The organism is Polyangium jinanense, from assembly GCF_028435365.1.
In genome coordinates, this window is the sequence record NZ_JAGTJJ010000002.1 from 752,443 (window position 1) to 776,694 (window position 24,252).

At 69.3% G+C, this 24,252-nt stretch carries 14 protein-coding genes; 10 read left to right on the plus strand and 4 right to left on the minus strand.

Going from position 1 to position 24,252, the window contains the following annotated elements; genetic code table 11:
* Positions 1–2 precede the first annotated feature (2 nt).
* Positions 3–488: a hypothetical protein gene (locus KEG57_RS08140; RefSeq protein WP_272417488.1), complete on the minus strand. Its 486-nt coding sequence runs from the start codon at positions 486–488 to the stop codon at positions 3–5.
* A gap of 94 nt (positions 489–582) precedes the next feature.
* On the opposite strand from KEG57_RS08140, the gene KEG57_RS08145 reads away from it, so the two are divergent.
* From KEG57_RS08145 to KEG57_RS08170, 6 genes are all read left to right on the plus strand, one after another.
* Positions 583–4,722, plus strand: coding sequence for a transglutaminase-like domain-containing protein (locus KEG57_RS08145; protein WP_272417489.1), 4,140 nt, complete (start codon positions 583–585; stop codon positions 4,720–4,722).
* Entirely contained in the window at positions 4,719–5,336 is a 618-nt protein-coding gene (locus KEG57_RS08150) for a DUF924 family protein (protein WP_272417490.1), read from the plus strand. Before KEG57_RS08145 ends, KEG57_RS08150 begins: the two co-directional genes overlap by 4 nt.
* A gap of 107 nt (positions 5,337–5,443) precedes the next feature.
* On the plus strand, positions 5,444–8,056 hold the full coding sequence (locus tag KEG57_RS08155) for a CehA/McbA family metallohydrolase (protein WP_272417491.1): 2,613 nt from the start codon (positions 5,444–5,446) through the stop codon (positions 8,054–8,056).
* Between the two features lie 270 nt (positions 8,057–8,326).
* A complete protein-coding gene (locus KEG57_RS08160) occupies positions 8,327–10,825 on the plus strand; it encodes an ATP-binding protein (protein ID WP_272417492.1) in 2,499 nt (832 codons plus the stop codon).
* Between the two features lie 37 nt (positions 10,826–10,862).
* Positions 10,863–11,501: an RNA polymerase sigma factor gene (locus KEG57_RS08165; protein ID WP_272417493.1), complete on the plus strand. Its 639-nt coding sequence runs from the start codon at positions 10,863–10,865 to the stop codon at positions 11,499–11,501.
* Between the two features lie 4 nt (positions 11,502–11,505).
* On the plus strand, positions 11,506–13,965 hold the full coding sequence (locus KEG57_RS08170) for a serine/threonine-protein kinase (RefSeq protein WP_272417494.1): 2,460 nt from the start codon (positions 11,506–11,508) through the stop codon (positions 13,963–13,965).
* On the opposite strand, the gene KEG57_RS08175 is transcribed toward KEG57_RS08170, so the two are convergent.
* The 3 genes from KEG57_RS08175 to KEG57_RS08185 all read right to left on the minus strand — a co-directional run bounded on the left by KEG57_RS08175 (position 13,952) and on the right by KEG57_RS08185 (position 17,110).
* Positions 13,952–14,590, minus strand: coding sequence for a hypothetical protein (locus tag KEG57_RS08175; protein ID WP_272417495.1), 639 nt, complete (start codon positions 14,588–14,590; stop codon positions 13,952–13,954). The two genes, KEG57_RS08170 and KEG57_RS08175, sit on opposite strands and share 14 nt — an antisense overlap.
* Positions 14,591–14,618: 28 nt before the next feature.
* On the minus strand, positions 14,619–15,827 hold the full coding sequence (locus KEG57_RS08180; RefSeq protein WP_272417496.1) for a DUF3455 domain-containing protein: 1,209 nt from the start codon (positions 15,825–15,827) through the stop codon (positions 14,619–14,621).
* A 185-nt stretch (positions 15,828–16,012) separates the two neighbouring features.
* On the minus strand, positions 16,013–17,110 hold the full coding sequence (locus tag KEG57_RS08185) for a WD40/YVTN/BNR-like repeat-containing protein (RefSeq protein ID WP_272417497.1): 1,098 nt from the start codon (positions 17,108–17,110) through the stop codon (positions 16,013–16,015).
* Positions 17,111–17,249: 139 nt separating this feature from the next.
* Here KEG57_RS08185 and KEG57_RS08190 point away from each other — a divergent pair, with 139 nt between their 5' ends.
* From KEG57_RS08190 to KEG57_RS08205, 4 genes are all read left to right on the plus strand, one after another.
* Complete coding sequence (locus KEG57_RS08190; RefSeq protein WP_272417498.1) at positions 17,250–18,875, plus strand: tetratricopeptide repeat protein; 1,626 nt, start codon at positions 17,250–17,252, stop codon at positions 18,873–18,875.
* Positions 18,876–18,890: 15 nt separating this feature from the next.
* Positions 18,891–19,205, plus strand: coding sequence for an Mpo1-like protein (locus KEG57_RS08195; RefSeq protein WP_272417499.1), 315 nt, complete (start codon positions 18,891–18,893; stop codon positions 19,203–19,205).
* Positions 19,206–19,270: 65 nt separating this feature from the next.
* On the plus strand, positions 19,271–23,065 hold the full coding sequence (locus KEG57_RS08200) for a hypothetical protein (RefSeq protein ID WP_272417500.1): 3,795 nt from the start codon (positions 19,271–19,273) through the stop codon (positions 23,063–23,065).
* 11 nt (positions 23,066–23,076) lie between these two features.
* The gene (locus KEG57_RS08205; protein ID WP_272417501.1) at positions 23,077–24,222 is read left to right on the plus strand and encodes a UDP-N-acetylmuramate dehydrogenase; all 1,146 of its coding nucleotides are present in this window, start codon (positions 23,077–23,079) and stop codon (positions 24,220–24,222) included.
* The last annotated feature ends 30 nt before the right edge of the window (positions 24,223–24,252 follow it).

A 24,252-nucleotide genomic window follows, 5' to 3' on the forward strand; every position in this document is an offset into this window, starting at 1 on the left:
GTCTAGTCCTCGACCTCACGAGCCGCTTTTTTCTTCTTTTCCTCGGCTTCGGCGCGGGAGCGGGCGATCGCGGCAAGGCGGCTCGTGACGCCGTGCGCGACCATCGTGAGGACTTGCTTTTCGAGGGCCTTCGGGTCGTTCGGGTCGCCGCCGAAGGAGATGCGACTCTTCGCGCTGGCGCCGCCCTCGACACGACCGACGATGGTGCAGCGGATGCGCAGGACGTCGCCCTTCTTCTCGACGACGTACTCGGTGATCTTGGCGCGGAGCGCGACCTTGCCGGATTTGCCGAAATCGGCCTTGCGGCTGGCCTCTTTGAGGAGGCCCCGCAGGGTGCGGGCGATCCGGTCGCCCTCTTTTCCTTCCGGGGCGTCGACGCGGGTCCACTCGACGGTGGCCTTGCCACGCGCGAACGCGCTCGAAGCGGGCGCGAGCGAGGCGGTCAAGGCGAGCGCGAGGGCAGCGATCAAACGAGAGACGCGGCGCATGCGCGGGAGGGTAGAGGCGCGCGGCGAGGCGGGCCAAGAACCGGGCCGAGGGGCTCGATCCCCCCGACGTGCCGCGCTATGCATCGATGTACCCATGGAAAGGTCTTCGAGCGCGCAGGCCATCGGCGAGGGAACACGACGTCTGCGCGCCGGGGCGTCGTGGAAGAGGGGCATCGCGTGGGTGATCACGCTGGGGCTCGTCTCGAGCACGGCGCTCGCGCAATCGCCCGGGAAAAAGGCCGATCCCGCGACGACGAAGAAACCCGCCGCAGGCGTCCAGGACAAGAACAAGGGCGCCCAGGACAAGGACAAGGGCGTCCAGGACAAGAACAAGGGCGTCCAGGACAAGGACAAGGGCGTCCAGGACAAGGACAAGGGCGTCCAGGACAAGAACAAGGGCGTCCAGGCGTCCTTGCCGAAGGCGCCTTCGCGGTGGACGGCGGCGCAGCCGGATCCGATGGTGGATCTCGGGATCCAGCGCGCGACGGCAGGCGGGCCGGATGCGCTCGCGGGGTTGCTCGTGGCGACGACGCTGGATGAGCGCGCGACATTCGGAAAAGTGCGCGGAGCGCTGCGCTCGGTGGCCACGACGAAGTCGCCGGTCGCGGGGGATGCGCGGGCGCTCGCGGCGTGGTTGACGCCGAACCCGGCGGGGCCTGCGTGGGCTTCCTCGAAGACGATTTCGTACGACGTCGCGCCCGACACGAGTGGGCTCGTGCGGTCCTTTGCGATCCTCGGTCCGTTCCAGGACAAGGGCGAAGGGATTCGCGACAAGGAAGGCCCGGAGGCACCGGGGCAGAAATTCAACGACACGTCGGCGCGGTACTCGTGGGGCGTCTACGACGTCGCGTGGCGGCGCATCCTGCCGCAGTCGTCGACGTGGCGTGGGGTTCCGCTCGATCTCTACGTGCATCCGCGTGCCGAGAGCTGCACGTATCTCGCGTCGAAGGTCGTCTTCCCGAACCCGCCCGCGGGCCAGGCGCAGAAGCCCGTGGTCGTGCATGTCGCGTCGACGGGCAAGGTGCGGCTGCTCTGGGACGGCGCCGATGTCGCGATGAGCGAGGAAGTGCATCCGCGGCTCGTGCTGGATCGGCTGGCCGCGCGGATCGAGCCAGCGCCCGGGCCGCATCTCGTCGCGGTGAAGGTCTGCTCGGGCGCGACCTCGGACGAGGGGCGCGTGCGCTTGCGGTTCACGGATGAAGCGGGCGCGGCGATCACGGTGTCGTCGTCGTCGGACATCACGAGCGTGACGCTGCCGGTTGTCGCCGAGAAGAAGCCGGGGAAAGCGCAGAAAGCGGATCCGGCGAAGGAGGCGCGGGTCGCCGCGGAGATCAAGCCGCCGAAGGGCGTGACGCGGGCCAAAACGCAGCTCGAGGTGGGGCTCGACGTGGGCGCGAATCCGAGTCCGGATGCAGCGCTGCGGGCGGCGATCCTGCGGACGCTCGGGGGCGCGGAGGACGCGCGTTCGCCGCGTGCGCCGGGGCTGCTCGAAGCGGCGCTCCGAGGCAAGGACACGTCGCCCGACGTGCTCGCGCTCGCGGGGTACGTCTCGCCGTTCGGCGCGGAGCGGAGCGAGCGGCTGAACCTCGCGTTCGAGCGCGGCAAAGCGGCGAACGACGAGGCGACGGCGGCGTTCGCGCAGCGGCGGCTTTTCGAATCGTCGCTCGCGGCGCGTTATCCCGACTGGGCGCTCGCGCGCGTCCGCGAGGCGCCGCTCGCGACCGCGACGGACCTCGAAGCGCGCCTGCTCAAGATCGCGGGGCGCTCGCAGATGGGCGCGCAGGGCGCGTACCGGGCGCATCGGGACGAGCTGATGGCGATGACGGGCGAGGAGCGCGGGCGCGCGCCGACGGCCGTGTGGGCCGAGCTCTCCTCGGTGACACGCGCCGATCCGCAGACGGCGCTCGTCGCGGCGCGCAAGCTCGTGGAGCAGCGCGCGGGCGCGCGGGATAGCCGTTACGTGTCGGCGTTCCGGGTGCAGGGCGGCGCGGAGCTCGAGCGCGCCGCGGCCGAGAGCCTCGCGCATCAGCGATCGGCCGACGAGCTCGTGGCGATCGGGCGGCAGCTGCTCGACGCGGGCCGGAACGCATGGGCGCGCGAGGTGTTTTACGTGGCGACCTTGCTCTCGCCGAACAAGGCGTCGGCATTCGATGGGCTCGCGGCGGCGCGCAAAGCGGTGCTCGCGGACGAGGTGCGGCTGGGCAAACCGCCGTCGGAGCCGGCGGAGCGCGTGACCGAGGCGCTCTCGCGCGCGCTCGCGCTCGAGCCCACGGATCAGCAACGCAAGGCGGAGATCGCGCTCCGCACGCGCATGCCGCAGGGCAAGACGGCGATGCCCGACGAGCAGGCGATCGTGCAGCCGAGCGTCTTCCTCGCGCGGGCCAAGGCGAACCCGGCGAAGAAGGGCGAGGTCTTCGATCGGCAGCTCCACTGGACGCGCGTCGTGACGTACCACCCGGATCGGCGCGTCTCGCAGCTCATGCATTACGCGCGGGAAATCGTGGTCGAGCCGCGCACGGAGATGGACCTCTTCGAGCCGGACATCCCGGCCGAGGGCGATCGCACGGAGCTGCTCTTCGCGCGTGTGCACCGGAAGGACGGCTCGATCGCGCTGCCCGAGGAGCAAGGCGGCGGCGGGCGCGGCGCGTACGTGCGCTGGCCGAAGCTTTCGTCGGGCGACGTCGTCGAGATCGCGGTGCGCTCGTGGACGCGGGATCCCGTGGGTCGTCGCGGCGATGCACCGTTCTACTTCATCGACTACGTCGGCTCGATGGATACGCGGCCGATCCTGTTCAACGAGGTCATCGTGGACTCGCCCGCGGCTTCGCCGCTCGCCGTCGACGTGATCAATGGCAAGGCCGATCGAGCGGAGACGAAGACCGTCGGCGATCGCGTGGTCCAGCGGTTCGTATGGGACAACCCGACGAACGTGCGTGACGAGCCACTCGCGCCGCCGATCGCGGAGACGGTGCCGGTCGTCGTGGGCTCGACGTTCGCGGGCTGGGGCGATTTCCGCACCTGGTACAAGAGCGCGGTCGAGGGTTTTTCCACGCCTGACGAGCGCATCAAGGAACTCGCGGCCGAGCTCACGAAGGGCAAGAAGACGCGCGACGAGAAGATCCGCGCGGTCTTCGACTACGTCGCCGACTCGATCAGATACGTGAACTACGTCTCGGGGGAGGCGTGGCTTCCGAACCGCCCGCAGATCTCGCTCGCGCGCAAGCAAGGCGACTGCGACGACAAGGCGATGCTGCTCATCACGCTGCTCAAGGCGATCGGCATCGAGGCGACCGAGGTGCTCGTGCAGACGCGCTACACGGGGCAGTCGATGCTCCTGCGCAGCGAGAAGGTCGCGGTGCCGATGTTCGATCACGGCATCGCGTACCTGCCCGCGAAGGACGGCGCGCCGGCGATGTGGCTCGACGCGACGAGCCCGCAGAGCCGCCTCGGCCCGCTGCCGGCGATGGATGCGCGCACGCTCGCGTTCTTCATCGACGACGGCCCCGCGAAGATGATCGAGACGCCCGCGAGCTCGCCCGACGATCACGGCATCGACGCCGAGTGGCGGATCGAGCTCGACGTCCAGGGCCGCGGCAAGCTCACCGCGAACGAGCGGCACGTCGGCGACGCGGCCTTCGAGGCGCGCACGAACCTCGTCGAGCCGGACGCGCGCAAGCAATGGGCCGAGACGTACCTCACGGGCAAGTGGGTGCCCGGCGTGGAGCTCAAGGGCGAGGTCGGCTTCGACGGTGCGCTGCCGGGCGGCGCGGCGAAGCTCTCGTACGAGGCGACGAGCCAGGGCATCGCGCGGCGTGAAGGGAGCGAGCTCGTGGTGCCGGTGAGCGACACGGCGACGCTCACGTCGCAGCTCGCGCCGCTCTCGTCGCGCACGCTTCCGGTCGTGCTGCCGCCGTTCCTCGCGCCGCGGCATGAGACACGCGCGATCACGATCGTGCCGCCCGAGGGCTACGTCTTCGCGGAGCTGCCGCCGGGCGGCGAAGAGGCGGGCGGCGAGTTCGGGCGCGCGAAGATCGAGTTTTCTCCGGGCGAGGGAGGCGCGGTCGTCGTGAAGCGCACGCTCGTGTTCGACATGTCGACGATCCCGGTCGACAAGTACACGAAGTGGCGCGCGTGGTTGCAGCGGGTCGATGGCCTGATGCACCGGGTCGTGCGGCTCGTGCCAGGAGACGCGAGCAAGACGGCGCCGCAGAAGACGGCAGAGAAGGCGCGATGAGCGGCGAGGGGGGCCCGGCCGAGATCTCGAACGTCCTTTCGGCGTGGTTCGGCCCCGATGCGGACGACGCCACGATCGTGAAGCGGCAGCACGCGCTCTGGTTCGTTCGGAGTGACGCCACGGATCGATTCCTGCGCGAAACGTTCGGCGATCTCGTCGCGCGCGCCCTGCGCGGCGAGATCACTTCATGGGGCGAGACGCAGCGCGGCCGGCTCGCGCTCCTCGTGGTCTGTGATCAACTCACCCGGAACATCTTTCGCGGCACGCCGCGCGCGTTCGAGGGTGATCCCCTCGCGCTCGCCACGTCGCGGGCGATGATTGCGGCGGACGAGGATCTCCGGCTTCGGCCCATCGAGCGGCTCTTCGTGTACTTGCCGCTCGAGCACGCCGAGGACCTTGCCGTGCAGAACCTCGCGGTCGCGCGGTTCGAAAAACTCCTCGACGTCGTGACCGGGGAGGCGCGGGGCGCCTTCGCGGCGTACTTCGATTACGCCGTGCGGCATCGCGACATCATCCAGCGCTTCGGCCGCTTCCCGCACCGCAACGTGATCCTCGGGCGCGCCTCGACCGACGAGGAGATCGCGTTCTTGAAGGAGCCCTTCTCTTCATTTTGAGCCCAAACGTTCGGCTTGCGCTTCGTCTTTGGGGGCTTCACAAGGCCGTCACCGAAACGTAAGACTTATCCATTGAGGTCGGGCATTCCGCCTCGCGAGGAGGTCTCATGCGTTGTCCTTCGCTTGCCGCGCCTTCCTTCCGTGCACTTCTCTGCGTGCTCGTCCAGGTGCCCCTCGTCGCTGCGTGCAGCGGCCCCGACGAGGAGCCCCCGCCGGACGGGAATTGCGACGCCTTGGCCTTCGAGGCCGGCGACCCGAACGGGCACAAGGATCCGTTCGGCGCCAAGGCGGCGGGGCAGGCGCGCGCGGGCCGGGTCACCGACCTTTCGGGCATCGCGCAGCCGGGGCATGGCCGGCAGCAGATCGAGCCGGGGGATTTTGTCCTCGCGAACGACAAGATTGTCGTTTTCATCGAGGATAAAGATTTTTCGGATGGGTATGCGCGTTTCGGCGGCGAGATCCTCTCGGTCGACAAGGCGAACGCCGACGGGAAGCCCACGGGGGTCTCGAAGTACAACGAGACGCTGACGGGGCTCTCGATCGAGATGATCGATCCGACGAGCGTCACGGTGCTGAAGGACGGCGCGGACGGCGGCGAGGCCATCGTGCGGGTCGCGGGCAAGCTCTCGAAAATCCCGTTCATGCAGGGGCCGCTCTCGTATCTGTTCCCGCGGACGTACGAGGTCGAGGCGGCCTACGATTACGTGCTCCGGCCGGGGGAGGAGCGCGTGACGATGCGCATGGGCCTCGTCAACAAGACGAACGAGCCCATCGATCTCGGCGTCGAACGGCCGGATCCGGACGAGCTCCTCGGCTTCTTCCATTACTCGAACGCGCAGCTCGTCACGCCCGAGTCCGGCTTTGCGGAGCCCTCGGGCCGCGTCGCGTGGGCGGGCTTCGACGGCGGCGATTTCGGCTTTGCGTTCCGCATTCCGGGCCACGAGCTCGCGTATGGCCTGACGGTCAGTGGTTTTTCCCTCTTTTACGGCCCTGGATTCGTCGTGGATGCTTGCTCGGCGAAGACGATCGATCGGGCGGAGATCATCGCGGGCGGTCCCGATTACGACGGCCTGCGCGAGGCGGTGCGGCGTGTCTCGGGCGAGGCGCCGTGGCGCGAGATCAAGGGGACGGTCGAGGACGCGCAGGGCAAGGGCATCGTGGGCGCGTGGCTGCACGCGTTGAGCCCGGAAGGCGAGTATTTGAGCCGGACGCGGACAGACTCGTTCGGGGCGTTCGTGGTGCACGTGCCGCCGGGCGCGCCCGTGACGCTCGTGCCGCAAAAGCAAGGATATGCGCCGCACGCGGGCTTCGGGGTCGGCGCGGACGAGGCGACGGCGACCATTCCGCTCGATCCGAACGGCACGATTCACGTGGTCGCGAAGGAGACGGCTTCGGGCGCGGCGCTGCCGGTGCGCGTGCAGGTCGTGCCGAAGGACGCGCTCGCCGGAACGCCCGAGGCATTCGGCGTGCTCGACGAGGCGAATGGGCGATTGCACCAGGTCTTCGCGATGGACGGCAATGCGACGGTGTCGGTGCCGCCGGGCGAGCACACGGTGATCGTATCGCGCGGCTACGAATGGGAGCTGCTCACGACGGACGTGACGGTCGCGGCGGGCGAGACGCTGGAGGTCCCGGCGAACCTCGCGCATTCGGTCGACACGACGGGCGTGATGTGCGCCGATTTTCACATTCATTCGCAGTTCTCGGCGGATTCGAATGATCGGTTCGAGCACAAGTTGCGGGGGGCGATCGCGGACGGGCTCGACATTCCCGTGTCGAGCGAGCACGAGTGGGTCGCGGATTTCCAGCCCATGGTCCAGAACATGGGCCTCACGCAATGGGCGTTCGGCATGGCGTCGGAGGAGCTCACGACGTTCACGTGGGGTCATTTCGGAGTCGTGCCGATGACGCCGGACCCGAAGAAGGCGAACAACGGCGCGGTCGACTGGATCGGGAAGGACCCGAAGGACGTCTTCGCGCTGGTGCGCGCGTTGCCCGACAACCCCGTGCTCATCGTGAATCACCCGAGCGGCGGCGGATTTGGCGCGTATTTCAGCGCCGCGGCGCTCGATCGGAAGACCGGCAAGGGCCGGGACGGGTTCTGGAGCGACGATTTCGACGCGATCGAGGTCTTCAACGACTCCGATTTCGAGGCGAACCGGGATGAGTCGATCGCGGATTGGTTCGCGCTGCTCGAGGCGGGGATGACGGTCTGGGCCGTGGGGAGCTCCGACAGCCACCATGTGCGGACGAGCCCGGTGGGGTATCCGCGGACGTGCCTATCGTTCGGGCACGACGATCCGACGAAGCTGACGAAAGAGCTGGTGCGCGACGCGGTCGCGAGCGGCGGGTCGACGATCAGCGGCGGCCTGTTCATGACGGCGACGGGCCCGAACGGCGAATCACCCGGGCAAATGGTGCAGACCGGCGCGGGCGGGATGGCGACGTTCACGCTGACGATCGAGGCGGCGAGCTGGGTGGATGCGAGCATGCTGGAGACGATCGTGAATGGAAAGACGCTATCGACCGAGGCGCTGGTCCCGGTGGATGGCTGGGCCGGTCCGTCGAAAAAATTCGTCAATCAGGTCACGGTGACGCTGGATCCGTCGCGTCCGCGGAACTGGGTGCTATTCCATGCGAAAGGCGGCGGCGATCTCGCTCCGCTGCATCCAGGGAGGCGGCCGTTCGCGGCGTCGAATCCGTTCTTCTTGAAACCGTGAAGCGGCCGCTCGGGCCGACCACAGTCCGTTCCTGACGAATCTGTCCGGCGGCCTGAAAACAAGCGGAACGGGAGATGTTCGTCTCCACGTGGATGTAGGCGCCGTATATACTGAGCCTGCATTATGCCCCCATATCGTCACCGTGGCGCCCTCGGTCTTCGAGGTGTACCGGGATTACCCGTGGGTCCCCAAGGCCGCGCGGCGAGCGCTCGCCGGGGAGTGCGTGCGCACGGTTGGGGAGTTCCAGGGCGCCTGGTACGAGGTTCATACATGCCGCTTCAATTACCGGAGACCAAGAGCTCGGGCGTGCTCGGCGTCGCCACGGACATCACGGCGCGCAAGCGCGCGCAGGAGGCCCTCGAGCAACAACAAGCCGTGCTCAAGTACGTCATCGCGAACGTCCCTCACGCCATCTTCTGGAAAGATCGCCAGGGTCGGTTTCTGGGCGCAAACCAGAATTTTTTGAATGATACGGGCACGAAGACGCTGGAGAACCTCGTCGGAAAGACCGATTACGACATCTGGAGCCGGCGCGAGGACGCGGACGGGTTCGTCAAGGTCGACCGCGAGGTGATGGAGAGCGGTACGCCCATCCTCGATATCGAAGAGCCCGTCCTCCGCACGGACGGATCGCATCGGACACTGCTCACGAGCAAGGTTCCGCTCCGCGACGAGCAAGGCGAGGTGACGGGGCTCCTCGGCATTTACGCGGACATCACCGAGCGCAAGCAGATGGAGATCGATCTCCAGAAAGCGAAAGAGGCGGCGGACGATGCGGCCCGCGCCAAGGGGCAGTTTCTCACGGTGATGAGCCACGAGCTGCGTACGCCGCTCGCGTTGATTCTGGGCCCGCTCGCGTCGCTGCTTTCGAAGGGCGAGAGCGATTGCGAGCCCATCTCGCCGCGGGTGCGCACGGATCTCGAGCGCATCCAGCGCAACGCGCGCAGGCTCCATCGCCTCGTCGACGATATCCTCGATCATCAGAAGATCGAGGCCGGCAAATTCACGGTCGACTGGGAGGCCGTCGACGCCGCCGAGCTTTGCGCCGATATCGTCGACGCCGCGCGTCCCTCGGCCGAGCGCGCCGGTGTCGAGCTCTCGCTCACGGCCCTGGTCCGGGAGCCGGTCCCGCTCGATCGGCGTAAATTCGAGAAGATCGTGCTGAACTTGCTCGGCAATGCCTTGAAGTTCACCCCGGAGGGGGGGAGCATCGTGGTGCGTTTGCACAAGGTCGGCGCCGAGCTCGAGCTTTCGGTCGAGGATACGGGGCCGGGCATTCCGGCGGACAAGCAACATTTGCTTTTTCAGCGATTCCAGCAGATCGACGCCTCGGCGACGCGCAAGCACGAAGGGACGGGCGTCGGGCTCTCGCTCGTCAAAGAGCTCGCGGAGCTCATGGGTGGGAAGGCCTTCGTGGAGAGCGCGGTCGGCATCGGCTCGCGATTTTTCGTCAGGCTCCCGTGGGCCGCCGACCGCGTCAGCGCGCCAGAGCTCGCGCCCGAGCCCAAGGATGCACGGTTGCCCGCGCCCCACGCGGGCCATTTCGAGGCGGCCGCGCCGACGACGCCCGTGGCGTTCGCTCGGTACGTCCCGACGAACGCGCACCGCCCGCGTGTGCTCGTGGCCGAGGACAACCCGGACATGGGGTCATACCTGGTGGATATCCTCTCCGCCGAATTCGACGTCGAGCTCGTGACGAATGGCCGCGCCGTGCTCGAAGCCGTGGAGGCGAGGCGGCCCGAGGTCATCGTGTCGGACGTGATGATGCCCGAGATGGATGGCTTCGAGCTCGTCCGTCGGCTCAAACAAGATTCCGCGTTGCGGGATATTCCGGTCATCCTCTTGACGGCCCGGGCCGGGCACGCCGCGGCGGCCTGGGGCCTCGATACCGGCGCGGACGATTACCTGGGCAAACCGTTCGATCCGGCCGAGCTCGTGGCGCGCGTGCGCGCGGCCGAGCGTCTGCATCGTGTGCACGCGGAGCTATGCGAGAAAAACCGCGAGCTCGCGCGGACGTTGGAGAGGCTCTCGGAGACGCAGGAGGAGCTCGTGCAGGCGGGAAAGATGGCCGCGGTGGGCACCATGCTCGCGGGCCTCTCGCACGAGATCAACAATCCGCTCGCCATCATCCTGATGAATGCGCAGCTCTCGCTTCGAAGGCTCGGCGCGACAGAGGGGCCGAACCTCGACGAGGCCGCGCTCCGCAAGTCGCTGCGCACCATCGAATCGCACGCGACGCGCTGCTCGGGCCTCGTGCACACGCTGCTCGACTATTCACGCGGCCATCCGACGGGCCAGGAGCCGTGCGACGTGCGGGCAGCGCTCGACCGCGTGCTCGAATTCACCACGGCGCAGGCGCGCGCGCGCGGGGTTCGTCTCGATGTATCGCAGGATTCCGGGGCGCCGCCGGCGGTGCACGCGAACATGGCGCAGCTCGACGCGGCGCTGCTCAACGTGGTCGGCAATGCGCTCGACTCGGTCTCCGAGGGCGGCGCCGTCTCCGTCCTCGCGCGGCCGCGGCAATGGGGGGAGGACACCACGCCCGGCGTGGAGATCGAGGTGCGCGACAACGGATGTGGGATTCCCGCCGAGAACCTCGATCGCATTTTCGACCCCTTCTTCACCACGAAGCCGCCGGGGCAGGGGACGGGCCTCGGGCTCACGCTCACGCAAAGGTTTGTCACGGACCATGGTGGACGTCTCCACGTGACGAGCAAGCTCGGCGAGGGGACGACGGTCCGCATGTGGCTGCCGGCCGTGCCAATGTAGTCGCGTTTTCTCGAAAATGGTGTATCCTCGGACGAGCATGGAGGCACGGAAGCGCGACGATCTGGAGTCCGAGGCGAGGATCCTTTGCGAACGCGGGGACTTCGAGGGGGCCGCGACCGTCGCGTTGAAGGCGTACGGCGCCGAGGTCTACACGTTCCTCGGGGCGCGGCACCAGGACCGCGGCGAGCAGGACGACGTATTCGCGCAGTTCGCCGAGGCGCTCTGGAAGAGCCTGCCGAGCTTCGCCTGGATGTCTTCGCTCCGCACGTTCGTGTATGCCGTCGCGCGACGAACGTCCCTCTACCATCGCCGCGAGGCGCATCGGCGGCGCCAGCGCGAGGCGCCGCTCGACGGCGGATCCGTGGTGTCGCGCGTCGCCGCCGCGATTCGCAGCGCGACCACGCCGCTCGAGCGCTCCGAGGTGAAGAGCCGCATCGCCGAGCTCCGCGCCGAATTGCCCGAGGAGGACCAGGAGCTACTCGTGCTGCGCGTGGATCGGCAGCTCTCGTGGCTCGAGCTCGCGGAGGTCCTGCGCGGCGAGGACGAGGCGCCGCTCGAAGGCGAGGCGCTGAAGCGTGAAGCCGCGCGGCTCCGGAAGCGATTTCAGCTCGTCAAGGACGCACTCCGCGAGCGGGCGCGCCGCGAGGGGTTGATCCCCGAGGATGACGATCGGTGACGGAATGAATTCTGCGGCCGGCGAATCGCTCGAATCGCTCGAATCGCTCGAATCGCTCGATCTCGAAGGGCTCGACGACGTCGGCGAGTCGGACGCATTTCTGCGGGCCGCCGCGCACGTGAGCGGGGTGTTGCCGCTGCCGCAATTCGCGCGGGAAGGCGCGTGGATCGCGGGGCGATATCGGCTCGAGGGGCGCCTCGGGCGCGGTGGGTATGGCGAGGTGTGGGACGCGCACGATCGCCTGTCGGGCGAGCGTGTCGCATTGAAGATCCTGCGGCCCGGGACGGGGGAGCTCGCCGCGCGCGCTTGCCGGGAGGTCGCATCGCTCCGGCTCCTCCGGCTCCCCGGGATCGTGCGGCTCATCGACGAGGGAATCGAGGACGAGCATCCGTTCGTCGTGATGGAACGCGCGGAGGGCGTGCCTTTTCCGGGCGTGGCCGTGCCCTGCACGTGGGCCGCGCTCGAAGGGCCACTCGTAAAACTCTGCGAGGCGCTCGCGCGGGTGCACGCCGTGGGTCTCTTGCATCGGGATCTCAAGCCGGGCAATGTGCTCGTCGACGGGGCGGGGCGGCCGACGATTCTCGATTTCGGGCTCTCGTGCCTGAGCGCGGCGACGGCCGAGCGAATCACGGGCGTGGGGATGCTCGTGGGCACGGCGGCGTATCTCGCGCCGGAGCAGATCGCCGAGCTGCCGCTCTCCGCGCGGACGGATCTCTATGCGGTCGGCGTGATGGCGTTTCATGCGCTCACGGGCCGATTTCCGCATGCGTCGGAGAATCTCGCGGAGCTTTTGCGCGGAAAACTCACGGAGCGGCCGCCCGCGCTCGCGTCGCTCGTGGAGGGGGGGCCCGCGCATGTCGCGGCCGTCGTGGATCGGCTGCTCGCCACGGATTCCGACGAGCGCCCGCGCTCGGCCGCCGAGGTCGCCGAGGTTTTTCGGGGAGGGTGCGTTTCGCGAACACCGTCGGCCGTACACGCAATCATCGCATCCGACAAACCCATCGAGGAAGCGGACCTGCGAGCGCTTTTCGCGGGCCCGGATCGGCTGCTGCACCTGCGGGAGGATGCGGCGCTGCTTTTGTTTTCGCGCACCGGCGGGGATCCGGCCCGGATCGAGCAGGAAATCGAGGCCTGGATGGGCGCGGGGCTCTGCCGGTGGGATGGGGATTTGCTGGCGATGAACCGCGAGGCGATCGACGCGCTCGAAACGCCGGTGCGGCTCGCGAGCATGCTCGTGGCCGAGGGCGCACAGCCGGCGCTCACCATTGCGAAAGAGGCGATGGCATCGGCGGCCGCGCTCGCGGCGGAGGGGCGGCTCGCGCGGGCCGTTCTCCATCTCGAAGAGGGGCTTCGGGCGTTGCGAGGTCTTTCGGAAGTGCCCGCGGACGCCTTCGATCGATTGCACTCGCAATGGGTCGAGATCGCGCTCACCGAGGGGTCGCCGCAGGGGCTCGATCGTGCGCTGTACGAGCTGTGCCGGCCGGGGCCGGGGACAGAGCTCACGCGCGCGCTCGAGCGGCTCGTGCGCGTGGCGCTCGCGGTGAATGCATGGACCGAGCGCGCGGCCGAGCTCGCGGAGGGTTTGCCGTCGCTTTCGGATCCACGCCTCGAACGATTGCGTTACGGGGTGCGGGTGCTCGCGGCGCGGCGCGTGTCGCTCGCGCGCGAGGAGGCGGTGCTCGAAGAGGCGCGGGCCTGGGCTTTGGCCAGCGGGGATCGCGCGGCGCGGGCGGCGCACGCGGCGTGGCTCGGCAGGCTCAGGTATTGTCAGAATCGATTCGAGGAGGCCGCGCGGCTCGAAGAGGAGGCGGCGGAGGGTACGCCCTTTCGATCGATGGAGATCGCGGCGCGGCTGGATGCGGCGTCGGCGTGGATGGAGGCGTTTCAACTGGAGCGCGCGGCCGTGGGCGCGGCGGTGGCCACGGAGCTCGCGCGGAGGTTCCGGCTGCCCATGCTCGAAGCGAGGGCTGCGTGGCTGCGCCGCTGCATCGATTATCGCGCAGGGAAGACGGACGGCGAGGGGCCGGACGAGGAGCTCGTGGAGGCCGCGTCGCGGCTCGGGAGCCTGCACGTCGAGGGTCTCGTTTCGGTCGCGGAGGCGGCGGTTTCGTATCGGAAAGGGGATGCCGAGGCCACGCGGGCGCTCGCCGGGCGGGCATTTCGGTGTTTTTCCGGGACGGGGCATCCGCTCGGGAGATTGCTCGCGGGGGCCTTGCTCGTCGCGGCGGGGGAGCGTTTGTCCGAGGAGAACGTCGAGGTGATCCTCGCGAAGGCGCGCGCCTGTCCGGTGCCGAGCGTGGGGATCCAGGTGCTCGCGTTGCTCGCGGAGGGCGGGGTTTCCGTGGAGGTGGAGCAGGCGGCGCTTTCCGAGATGGCGAGCACGGTGCCGGCGGAGCATGCGTCGCGCCGGCTCGATGTGCTCTCGATCGAGGAGGCCCTCGCGCGTTTGATTACATCGAGGTGATGACGACCGCGCTGCACTCGAACTCGTGGCGCGCGTACGCCACCCCAGTGGGCACGCAATCGAGGGCGGACGCGGCGCCGCTCACGAAGCGCAGGGTATACTGCCCACCGGACGTCCCCGGGGCACGATACGCGGGATGTGTGCCTCCGGCCTCGTAAAGGAACCAGCTCTCCGTGGGCAGCCCGCCGGACCTCGACTGCACGTCGACATATCCCACAGTATACTCAACCTGCTCGAGGCGGAAGACGCCCCAATCGATCTGCCCGTTGACGGCCGGGGCATTCGATCTCGCGATCGAGGAGAGCGGCGGGATGGCCACGATCGACGAGGCGACGACGCTGGTCGGCACGCTCCGGGCCTTCCACTCGTGGACGTCGAACGGGCTGCTCACGGCGCCCTCGTAGACGAAATCGAATGTGACGACGGGCGCGCTCGCGAATCGCTTGCCCGGGTCGGCGGCGAGCCGCCGCTGGCTGGGCGCCGTGTAGATGGCATACGTCGACGACCCCGCGGGGACATTGAGGTAGAGCCAATAATACTGGAGACCGTCCACCACCGCGAGCTTCCCGACCTCCTTGCCGTTCTGCTTGATCTGGTACTTCCCGACCTCGATGTGCATGACCATGGCATTCACCGTCCTTTCCGCGAGATAATCAGGGTACACAAGTCTTGGAGATGGTGCACTGCCCGCCGCAACCATAAAGCCACTGATTCTCCTTCACACAGTCCGGGTCCGGCACGCCGCAGTTGCAGTGGCAGCCGTCATTTCCATTGTAGTACGAGGGCGCGCATACCCAGCCCGCGGGCGCCGTGGGGGCGGCGTAGAAGTAGTAGTCCGCCGTGTAGTCGACCCAGACGAGCTGGTTCCGGTTGCCCGCGCTGCACGTCGTGGCCGGCGCCTTGCCGGATGCCGTGTTGACGCGCTGGATGAACGCGATCGGCGAGAACACGCCGCTGCCCGAGCGCTCGATGACCTCGATCTTGAGCCAGGGGATCGCATTCGGATCGGGCGACGGGACCTCGGAGACCTTCCGCCCGCGGATGGTGCTGCCGTCATTGCCGCGCCATTGCGGGCCGGCATAATGGTGGCCGAGCACGTCGAAGGGCGCGTGCGGGTCGAGCAGCACGGCCGAGGGCGCCGAGAGGACCCATTGCGAGCCGTCGCAGACGTAGATCTGGTGCCCCTTCGCGGCCATCTTGTGGACGAGGGGGTAATTCGAGGGGACCGCGATCGACGGATCCGTCGCCGGCGCGCCGAGCAAGCGCTGCATGTACACGTACACGGCGTCCGTGGCCGGATAGGGCGCGTAATTCACGACCATCCAGGGGCCGAACGAGATCTCCGAGAAGTACGCGGCGAACCGACCGGCGTCGTCGCCGGACCAGTAACTCATGGGATACTTGCCACCGTTCTCGCGGCGCCAGTCCCACGGGAGCGAGAAGCCGGTGGTGCCGGCGGCTTCGTGACCCACGGTCATCAAGCAGAGGACCTCACCGCCGAGATTCGGCTGCGAGTAGATGAGGAGCCCCTTCGACGTGCAATTCGCCGCGTTGCTCTGCACCGTGAGCGCCTGCGCAGACGTGCCCACGTCGTCCTCGCCCTGCGCCGCGGGAGCGGAGCCCGCGGGCGCGCCGGGGCGCTTCGCCGTGAGCGCCGCGAATTCACGCGCATCCATGTCGACGACCTTCTCGGTCTGCTCGCCATTGTCGTCGTGATCGAGGACCGTGATCCGGATCCTTGTGGTCTGCTCGGCGAGGTCGTCGCCTTCGAGATCGCCGGGGAATGCGCCCTGGTCGACGCAAGCGCCGAGGGCGAGGGGGAGGACGAAGAGGGAAAGCGAGAGCGAGGCCGTGATGCGCATGATGGAATCCTCCGTCCGGCACGCCGCCGTCGGCGTGGCCGCAGAAAAGGTCGGGGAGCGCAGGCGAAGCGCGGCGCGGGGCCGCATCGTCCTGCCGTTCGACCGGTGGTTGCGGAGGTTCCGGGATGTGAAGGAAAAAAATGGGGGGTCAGCGGGGGCTCGGGATCACCTCGGGTGATCCGTCGTCACCTCCGCCGCACCAGGCTCCCCTTCTGCCCGGCTTCGAGCGTCCCTTCGCCGACCAGGAACAACTCGGTGCTTCCCTTGCCCCAGATGCCCTGGATCGCCGCGGCGCCGTGCGGCCAGTTGAGCTCGTCTTTCCAGGTCTTGCCGCCGTCCGTCGTGTGCTGGAACTGCTGGTTTCTGCCGACCACGTAGAGGTCGCCCTTGCCGACCACGCGAATGCCGAGGAGCTCGTCGCCGTCGAAGCTCCCGATCGATTTCCAGCTCGCCGCGCGATCATTCGATTCGTATACCGTGCCCTTCGCGCTCACCGCGTACAGGTAATCGACGCTCGCCCCGTCGATTTGCCGGAGCGGGGAGTCGAGCGAGTCCACCGGCAGCTTCGACCAGAGGTGCCCGCCGATCTTCGATTGCAGCACGATCGGCGCGCCGTCCTTGCTCGCCTGGCCGACCACGTAAATGTCGTCCGCGCCGCTGCCCCAGACGTCGTAGAGCGTGCCGACCACGCCGCTATTGTCTTTCGTCCACGTCTTTCCGCCGTCCGTGGTGTTCAGGATGTTTCCATCGCCGCCCACGACGTAGACGTCGTCGCGGCCGCTCCCCCAGACCGCCATGAAAAACGTGCCCGTGATCGGGATCTTTTGCGGCGACCACGTGATGCCGCCGTCCGTCGAGTGCATGATCGCATTGCCGCCCACGACGTAGATGTCGTCCGGGCCGCTGCCCCAGACGCAACGCAGCCACGCGTCCTTCGGCGAGGCCTGACGCGTCCAGTTGATGCCGGCGTCCTCGCTGCGCAGGATCGTCCCGCCGCCGCCGACGGCGATCACGAGCTTGTCGAGGCCCCAGATACCGCTCAGCGTATCGACGTAGTTGCCGCGCTGCCCCACCCACGCCGAGGCCGCGGCGTCGGGCAGGGTGAGCGTCAGCGGGCCGAGCGCAGGGCCGTCGTCCTCGGGCTCCGTGGCTTCGGTGTTCGCATTCGTGACGGGCTTCGGTTTGGTCTGCGTCTGCTGACCGCCGCACGCAGAGGCGAGGAGGACGACTGCGAGCCCCGCGTGCGGGACGGAACGAAGAAATCGAGTGACTCGGCGCGCCATGAGGTGTTCGTAGGGTAGGCCAAGGTGGGCGAGGGCGTAAAGGTTCGCGTGTGCGAGAGGCCCACGCGGCTGTGATGGTGATAAGGTTCGCCAGGAGCCGGAAAGCCGCTCGAGGGCGGCTCTCGCGCGTCATGAACCGATGACAGGCTGGGGACAGGGAGAACAACCGGCGCCGAAAGCACCGGCGATCCGCGGCGAAGTGGCGTGGGAGTACCTCCGCGACCGCCTCGACAACGTGATCGGATTCTGGGTCGGCTTCGTGTTTACCCCCGTACCGGCGGAGCTGCGCACGCTGCGCGAGCGGGTCGAGCGACACGTGACCGGCGAGAATCACGCGATGGTGACGCTCGTGCCGAGCACGCCGGAAGAGCTGCTCGGCCTGCCCACGCGGCTGCTCGAGGATCGCAGCCTCGCGAACGCATCGCTCGTGTGGATCGAGGCGCTCCACGCCGAGGCGCCCGGCGCGCCCGAGACGCCGTGGACGCGCGCGTGGGAGCAGACGGTGATCGAGATCGAGGCGCTCTTCGAGGAGCTGCGCGGTGTTCTGCTCGGAGGGATCGTGCTCGCCGCGCCGCCGGGCGTCGTGGATCCCGTGTCGAAGGCCGCGCCAGATCTCTGGCAAGTGAAGGCGATGTCGTTCCTGATCACGCCGCGCAATGCGGGCGCGGTGCGGCCGAGCACGCCGCTGCCGGTGCGCGGCGGGACGCGACCGTCGACGAGCTCGATGCGCGTCGCGCCGGTCGATCCGGACGACCTCGTGGCGATCTCGCAGAGCCCGGAGCGGCTCAAGGCCTGGCAAGCCGAGAACTCGGCGCGCACGTCGAGTCCGCCGATGCCCGCGGCGTCGTTCCCGCCCGCGACGCTGGGCTCGCGGCCGACGCCGCCGCCTCCGCCGCCGCGACCCGAGGTGATTCGCGCGCATGCGCTCGTCGACGCGGCCGAAGGGTTCTTGCGGCAAGGTCGGCTGCAGGACGCGAAGGACGCGGCCGACGAGGCGGCGACGCTGCTCCGCGTGCGAGGGGATGCGCTCGACGAGGCGCGCGTCTTCGCGGTGCTCGCGGCGATCGCGACGGAGAACGAGGATCTGTCGCGCGCGGCGGTGCACGTGCAGAAGGCGCTCGCGATGTACGGAGCGCGGATGCCGGGGCAGGTGCCGCCGGCCTGGTATTGCCTGGCGGCGCGGATTGCGCGGGAGCGGCGCGAACACGTGGCGGCGTCGCGCTTCGAGGAGCTCGCGCTCGGTGCGATCCGCGCGATGCGACAAGGCGACGAGGGGCCGGATGCCCTGTTCGAGCTCTCGGACGCGCTCGAGCGGATCGGGGATGCGCGGCTCGCCGCGAACAAGCCGGCGGACGCGGCGGTGGCGTTCTCGGAGTGTCTCTTGCTGCGGCGCCGGGTCCTTTCGGCGATGGGAGAGGGACCGGAGGCGCTCGGCGAGGTGTCGTATTCGCTGAAGCGACTCGCGGACGCGTGTGTGCACGCGAGCGACGTCATCGGCGCGGTCGCGGCGTATCGCGAGGCCGTGGCGATCGATCGGAAGCTTTACGCGCAGAGCGGGAAGAACGCGGAGGTGCGTTACCAGCTCGCCGATTCGCTGTGGCGGTTTGGGGACGCGCTCACGTCGAGCGGCGAGGCGTCCGAGGGCGCGGCGGTGAGCGAGGAGGCGACGCAACTGCTCGCGGGCGCGGAGCCGCCTTCGGGGCCTCCGTCGCGGATCTTCGGTCCGGGGTCACGGAGGGGGCAGCGCGCGGGTCGCTCGTGGTAGGCTCCGCGCCCGACCATGATTTCCCTGAACGCCGAGTGGACCCGTCTCCTCCACAAGTACCAGGACGATCACCGCGATCCGCGCAACCAGGCTTGCCACAAGATCGGCATCCCCCTCATCGCGATGAGCTTCCCCGTGGGCGCGACGCTCGTCGGCCTGCCGCTCGCGGGGGCATTGTTCACCGTGGGCTGGGGTTTCCAGTTCGTGGGGCACGCGTTCGAAGGGAAAAAACCTTCGTTCGTGGACGACAAGCGGAGCCTGGTCATCGGGCTGCTCTGGTGCATGGAGAAGTACGGCCTTCGCGTGTACGAAGAATCTCCGGCCGCCTAGCAGCCTGCGCGTGACCTCGCCGCGCGTGCCAAGCGCGCGTGGATGAGGCAGCATGGAGCCCGCCGATGCGCCTTCATTCCGCCCGCCTCGGGCTCGTCTCCGCGGCGCTCCTCGTCGCCGCTTGTCTCGGCCCGACGCCCGTCGCGCCGCAAGCACCGCTGTCCGCCAAGCTGGCGGAGTCGTTTGTCGAGGCGCTCGATGCCGAGGCGGTCGATCCGCTCGCGTCGCAGAAGTACCTCGACGCGATCCATCGGGCCATCGAGAATGCGGGTGATCCCGAGGCGCTCGCCACGGTCGTCGCGTCGCTCGATGCGCTCGTATTCCGGGAAGTCGACGCGCTCGGGTTGCCTGGAGAACAGGCTGTCGCGTATCGCTCGCGGGACGGGATCCCCGCGGTCGTGGACCAGCTACGCGCGGCGTGGACCGAGGCCGGCGAGCGTCTCGCGCAGGGCGGCGATGCGGGCAAGCTCCCGGTGATGCGCGGGATGCTGGCGACGGCGCTGCACGAGCTCGCGATGTACGTGGGGCAAGAGCAGGCGGCGATGGTGTGGGGCGAGCGGCGCGGATGCGCGCGGGAAGCGGCCCTGATCGCGCCGCTCGACTTCGCTGCGCTGCGTGGCCTCGCCGAGCCTTCGCAGGTCGCGCCGACGGGCGCGTTTGGCGCGACGTACCCGGGCGCGCGGCCGTTCTTCGCCGAGGTGGCGCCGCACGTGGTGCGCGCGGACGCGTGCAGGCTCGACGTGAACGCGACGTTCTCGCTGCCGGGCGTGCGCGCGCTCGTGGTCGACATCGAGAACCCGCGCGAGCAGAAGGTGTTTCTGTCGCTCGCGTCGACGTCGGCGGCGGTCGTCGACGTCGCGGGGACACGCGTGCTTCGTCGCGGCTTCGAGGCGGGCGACGGCGCCGTGACGCGGCTGGGGCAGATCGACCTGCCGGCAGGGCGGGCACGTGTGGTCGTGCGGGTCGGTCAGATGAGCGACGGGGATCAGATCGAGCTCGACGTGTGGGGCGACGACGGTCTGCCCTTGCGGCTCCGCGCGCCGAGCGCGGGGGACGTCGCCACGGTGGGCAAGGCCGGCAGCGCGACGCCAATCGAGATCACGTGGGGGAGGCCCGGCGGGACGACGCTCGCGCTGACGACGGCGGCGCTGCTCGGGCTCGGCGAGGCGCGCGACGCCGAGCATCTCCTCGAAGAGCGAGGTTTGCCGGGGACGAGCAGCCCACGCCTGTTCTTGCTGGCCGCACGCGCGACGGCGAAGGCCGACGATCTGCCCGATTCGAAGCAGATCGAGCGGCTGCGCGCCTACACGGAGAAGACGCTCGCGGGCTGGCCGAAGGCCTGGGAGGCGCTCGTGACGCGCGCGGCGCTGACGGAGCGGAGGCGCGTGGTCGAGGGGCTTGCAGACGCGCTCGGCGAGCTCGGCGTGCGTCCGCCGGCGACGGGGCAGCCCGCGGACAAACCCGCGGCCGAGAAGGCCGTGACGGATCCGATGACGCTCACGTACGTGGCAGCGGCGGCGAAGCGCGGGCAGATGCTCGACGTCGCGGAGGATGCGTATCGCACGCTGGAGACGGCCGTGCCGGGATCGCCGCTGCTCGCGCGGGTCGATACGTATCTGCACGGGCGGGTCGGCGCAGATGCGGTGAAGGCGGCGTGTACGGGAGGGACGAGCCGCGCGGATCTCGCGTGCATGTACGCGCATCAGCAGCGCGGGGACACGCGCGCGGCGCTTGAAGAGCTCGGACGCGTGCGGCGCCTGCGCTCGGCGCCGGATGCGTTTCGCGATTCGGAAGTCGGGCTTCACGTGCTCGCGGGAGATCTTGACGGGGCGATCGCGGCCTACGACGCGACGCCGCCTGCGCGCAGGCGTTTGCTCGACGCGCTCGGCTTCGCGGCTGGCAGGAATCGATCCGACCTCGTACGTCCGCGCCTCGAACGTGATCAACGCGTGGCGACCGACGCGCCGTACGCGATCCCGATCCTGCGCCGGATCCTCGCGCTCGAACCGGATCAAGCGCGCGAGCTCGAGGCCGAAGGCGCGCGCCTCGTTTCGGCGGATCGCGCGACGAACGTGATGCCCGGCGCGGGCACGGCGGTGCTGCGGCACGTCGAGCGATACGCCCTGGATGCGGGCGGCGTGCTCCGGTACCTCGTCTACGATCTGCGGCGCGTGTCGGGCACGACGGACGTCGCGGAGGGCGCCGTTTCGTACGGGCCCGCGATCGAGGCAAACGCCGCGCAGCGCTTGCTCCGGCGCCGGATCCACAAGCGCGACGGCCGCGTGGTCGAGCCCGATCAGGTGGCGATGGCCGCGCAAAGCCACAGCGATCTTTCGGAGCTCGAAAAGGGCGACTACGTCGAGCAGATTCTCGAAGGGTTCGTGGTGCCGGACGCGGGCGGGCAGATCGTGGTGGACGGGCCCGATCTCCTGCCGGCCCGCACCGGCGTGCGCGAGGCCGAGATCGAGCTCCGACGCCCGGCCTCGCTCGCGCTCGGCCTCTGGTCGCATCCCTTGCTCGGCAAGCCCCAGGTGCGCACAGACAAAGGCGACGAGATCCGCGTCTGGCGCATCGAGAACAAGGAGCCGCGTCGCATCGAGGACGGCGTGCCGCGGCTCGAACAGTCGGTGACGATCAGCTTCGGCACGCAGACCTGGACGAACCTCGGGCGCTTGCTCGACGATCACGTCCGCGCGCTCGAAGACAAGGATCCGTACGTCGCGCGGTTCGCCCGCGAAGCCGCAGGAACCGTCACGGCGCCGTCGCGCGCGCTCGTCGAGCGTGTGGTCACGGCCGTGGGCAAGCGCGTGAAGGTGCCCGGCGGCGGCGAGCTCTCGGACGTGTCGGCGATGTACGGCACGGGCCCGCAGCAGACGACGGCGCGCACGGTGCTCGAGCTCGGTCAGGGCAGCCGCGCGCTCGTCGTGTGGCGCGCGTTGCGCGAGCTCGGCGTGGACGCGCGCCTCGCGATCGCCGAGACCGAGCCGTTCAGCGGAGCCGCGGATTTCCCGCCGCACGTGGGCCGTTTCCGGTATCCGCTCGTCGTCGCGCGTTTGCCCGAGGGTGAGCTCTGGATCGACGCGGACGTGGATGGCCCGCCGTTGCCTCCGGGACGCGTGAGCCCGGAGCTTCGTGGCCGCAACGCGATCCTGCCCGACGGCAGCCTCGTCACGGTGCAGGGCGACGCGAGCGAGAAGGGCGACGAGATCGAGATCCGGCTCGCGCTCGACGCGTCGGGCGTCGCGCGTGGCACGTTCTCGATCGCGCTGCGCGGGCGCGAGGCGCAGTCGCTCGCGGACTCGCTCGACATGGTCGTCGGCACGGATCGTCGCGAGATGTTGCGCAACGTGGTGCTCACGTGGGTGCCCTGGGCCGACGTCGAGGACGTGGAGCTCGGATCGAGCGAGGGATCGTGGGAGGTCTCGGTGCGCGCGAAGATCGCGATCTTCGGCTACTCGCAGCCCGAGACCCGCGACGGCAAGACGTGGCTGCTTCCGGGCCTCGAACCGATGCACCTCGCGCGGGGTTTTTCGAGCACGCTCGCCTCGTTCTACGCGTCGCGCGCGGGCCGCGAGAGCGCTCTCACCATCGACAGGCCGCTCCAGTACCGCGTGCGTCGCCGCATCGAGCTGCCCAAGGGCGCCACGATCGCGCGCGCGCCGGCGTCCGTGAAGGTCGCGCACGACGGCTTCTCGGCTTCCCGCGCGGGGACGTACAAGGAGGGCGTGATCGAGGAGTCGTTCCTGCTCGATCTGCCGACGGGCACGGTGTCGGCGAACGATTACGACAGCTTCGTCGAGCGCGTGCGCGCCGTGGACGACGGGTTCATGGCGGGCACGCGCGTGAAGGTGGCGCCCTGAGCCTGCGTACGATGCGTCCTCAGCCGCCCGAGTCGGCGCGCGCGCCGATGGGCATGCTCTTCGACGTGCCACTCGCACCGCGCACCACACTCGGCGTCGGCGGCCCGGCCGCGCGGTACGTCGAGGCACGCACCGAGGAGGCCGTGCAAGACACGCTCGCCTGGGCGCGCAACCACCGCCTCGACGTCACCGTGCTCGGCGGCGGCTCGAACGTGCTCGTCGCGGATCGCGGCGTCGACGGCCTCGTCCTGCGGGTCGCGGTCTCCGGCGTGAACCACGCGATCGAGGGAGATCGCGTCACGCTGAGCGCGGGCGCGGGCGAGTCGTGGGACGCGATCGTCGCGATGACCGTCGAGCAAGGCTGGGCCGGGCTCGAGTGCCTCTCGGGCATCCCGGGCGACGTGGGCGCGGCGCCGATCCAGAACATCGGCGCGTACGGTCAGGAGGCGGGCGACGTGATCACGTTCGTCTACGGCATCGATCGGCGCAGCGGCGCGACCGTGGGCATCGATCGGCTCGGCTGCCGCTTCGGGTATCGCGACAGCGTGTTCAAGCGCCGGGCGAGCGGAAGGTTCGTGATCGTCGGCGTGACGTTTTCCCTTCAGCGCGGCGGCTCGGCGGCCGTGCGATACGCCGAGCTCGATCGGTACCTGCGCGAGATCGGCGCCGGCCCTTCGCCCTCGCTCGCGGAGGTGCGCAAGGCCGTGCTGGAGCTGCGCCGTCGCAAGTCGATGCTCGTCGAGGCGGGTGATGAGAACGGGCGCAGCGCCGGTTCGTTCTTCGTGAACCCGACGCTCGACGAGGCGGCCTTCGCCGAGGCCCGCGCGCGCATCGAGGCTGCGAACGTGCTCGAGCCCGGCGAGACCCTTCCGCAATTCGTCGCGGGCCCGGGTCGCGTGAAAATCCCGGCCGCGTGGCTCATCGAGCGCGCTGGGTTCAAGAAGGGCACGGCCGACGGCCCGGTCGGTCTGTCCACGCGCCACGCGCTTGCGATCGTCAATCGCGGCGGCGCGACCGCCGAGGACATCCTCCGCTTCGCGCGCCGCATCCGCGACGGCGTGCTCGCGCGCTTCGGCGTGCGGCTCGTGCCGGAGCCCGTGATGCTCGGCTTCCGGCCCGAGGAGGTCGAGGACCTCGTGGGGCACCCAACGACCTGATTTTACGGCGTGTTCTGCCGCCGCGAAGAC

Excerpts from the sequence above, each read along its gene's own strand:
- KEG57_RS08140 (WP_272417488.1), bottom strand. The coding sequence starts at position 488 with ATGCGCCGCGTCTCTCGTTTGATCGCTGCCCTCGCGCTCGCCTTGACC.
- KEG57_RS08145 (WP_272417489.1), top strand. The coding sequence starts at position 583 with ATGGAAAGGTCTTCGAGCGCGCAGGCCATCGGCGAGGGAACACGACGT.
- KEG57_RS08150 (WP_272417490.1), top strand. The coding sequence starts at position 4,719 with ATGAGCGGCGAGGGGGGCCCGGCCGAGATCTCGAACGTCCTTTCGGCG.
- KEG57_RS08155 (WP_272417491.1), top strand. The coding sequence starts at position 5,444 with ATGCGTTGTCCTTCGCTTGCCGCGCCTTCCTTCCGTGCACTTCTCTGC.
- KEG57_RS08160 (WP_272417492.1), top strand. The coding sequence starts at position 8,327 with ATGCCGCTTCAATTACCGGAGACCAAGAGCTCGGGCGTGCTCGGCGTC.
- KEG57_RS08165 (WP_272417493.1), top strand. The coding sequence starts at position 10,863 with ATGGAGGCACGGAAGCGCGACGATCTGGAGTCCGAGGCGAGGATCCTT.
- KEG57_RS08170 (WP_272417494.1), top strand. The coding sequence starts at position 11,506 with ATGAATTCTGCGGCCGGCGAATCGCTCGAATCGCTCGAATCGCTCGAA.
- KEG57_RS08175 (WP_272417495.1), bottom strand. The coding sequence starts at position 14,590 with ATGGTCATGCACATCGAGGTCGGGAAGTACCAGATCAAGCAGAACGGC.
- KEG57_RS08180 (WP_272417496.1), bottom strand. The coding sequence starts at position 15,827 with ATGCGCATCACGGCCTCGCTCTCGCTTTCCCTCTTCGTCCTCCCCCTC.
- KEG57_RS08185 (WP_272417497.1), bottom strand. The coding sequence starts at position 17,110 with ATGGCGCGCCGAGTCACTCGATTTCTTCGTTCCGTCCCGCACGCGGGG.
- KEG57_RS08190 (WP_272417498.1), top strand. The coding sequence starts at position 17,250 with ATGACAGGCTGGGGACAGGGAGAACAACCGGCGCCGAAAGCACCGGCG.
- KEG57_RS08195 (WP_272417499.1), top strand. The coding sequence starts at position 18,891 with ATGATTTCCCTGAACGCCGAGTGGACCCGTCTCCTCCACAAGTACCAG.
- KEG57_RS08200 (WP_272417500.1), top strand. The coding sequence starts at position 19,271 with ATGCGCCTTCATTCCGCCCGCCTCGGGCTCGTCTCCGCGGCGCTCCTC.
- KEG57_RS08205 (WP_272417501.1), top strand. The coding sequence starts at position 23,077 with ATGCGTCCTCAGCCGCCCGAGTCGGCGCGCGCGCCGATGGGCATGCTC.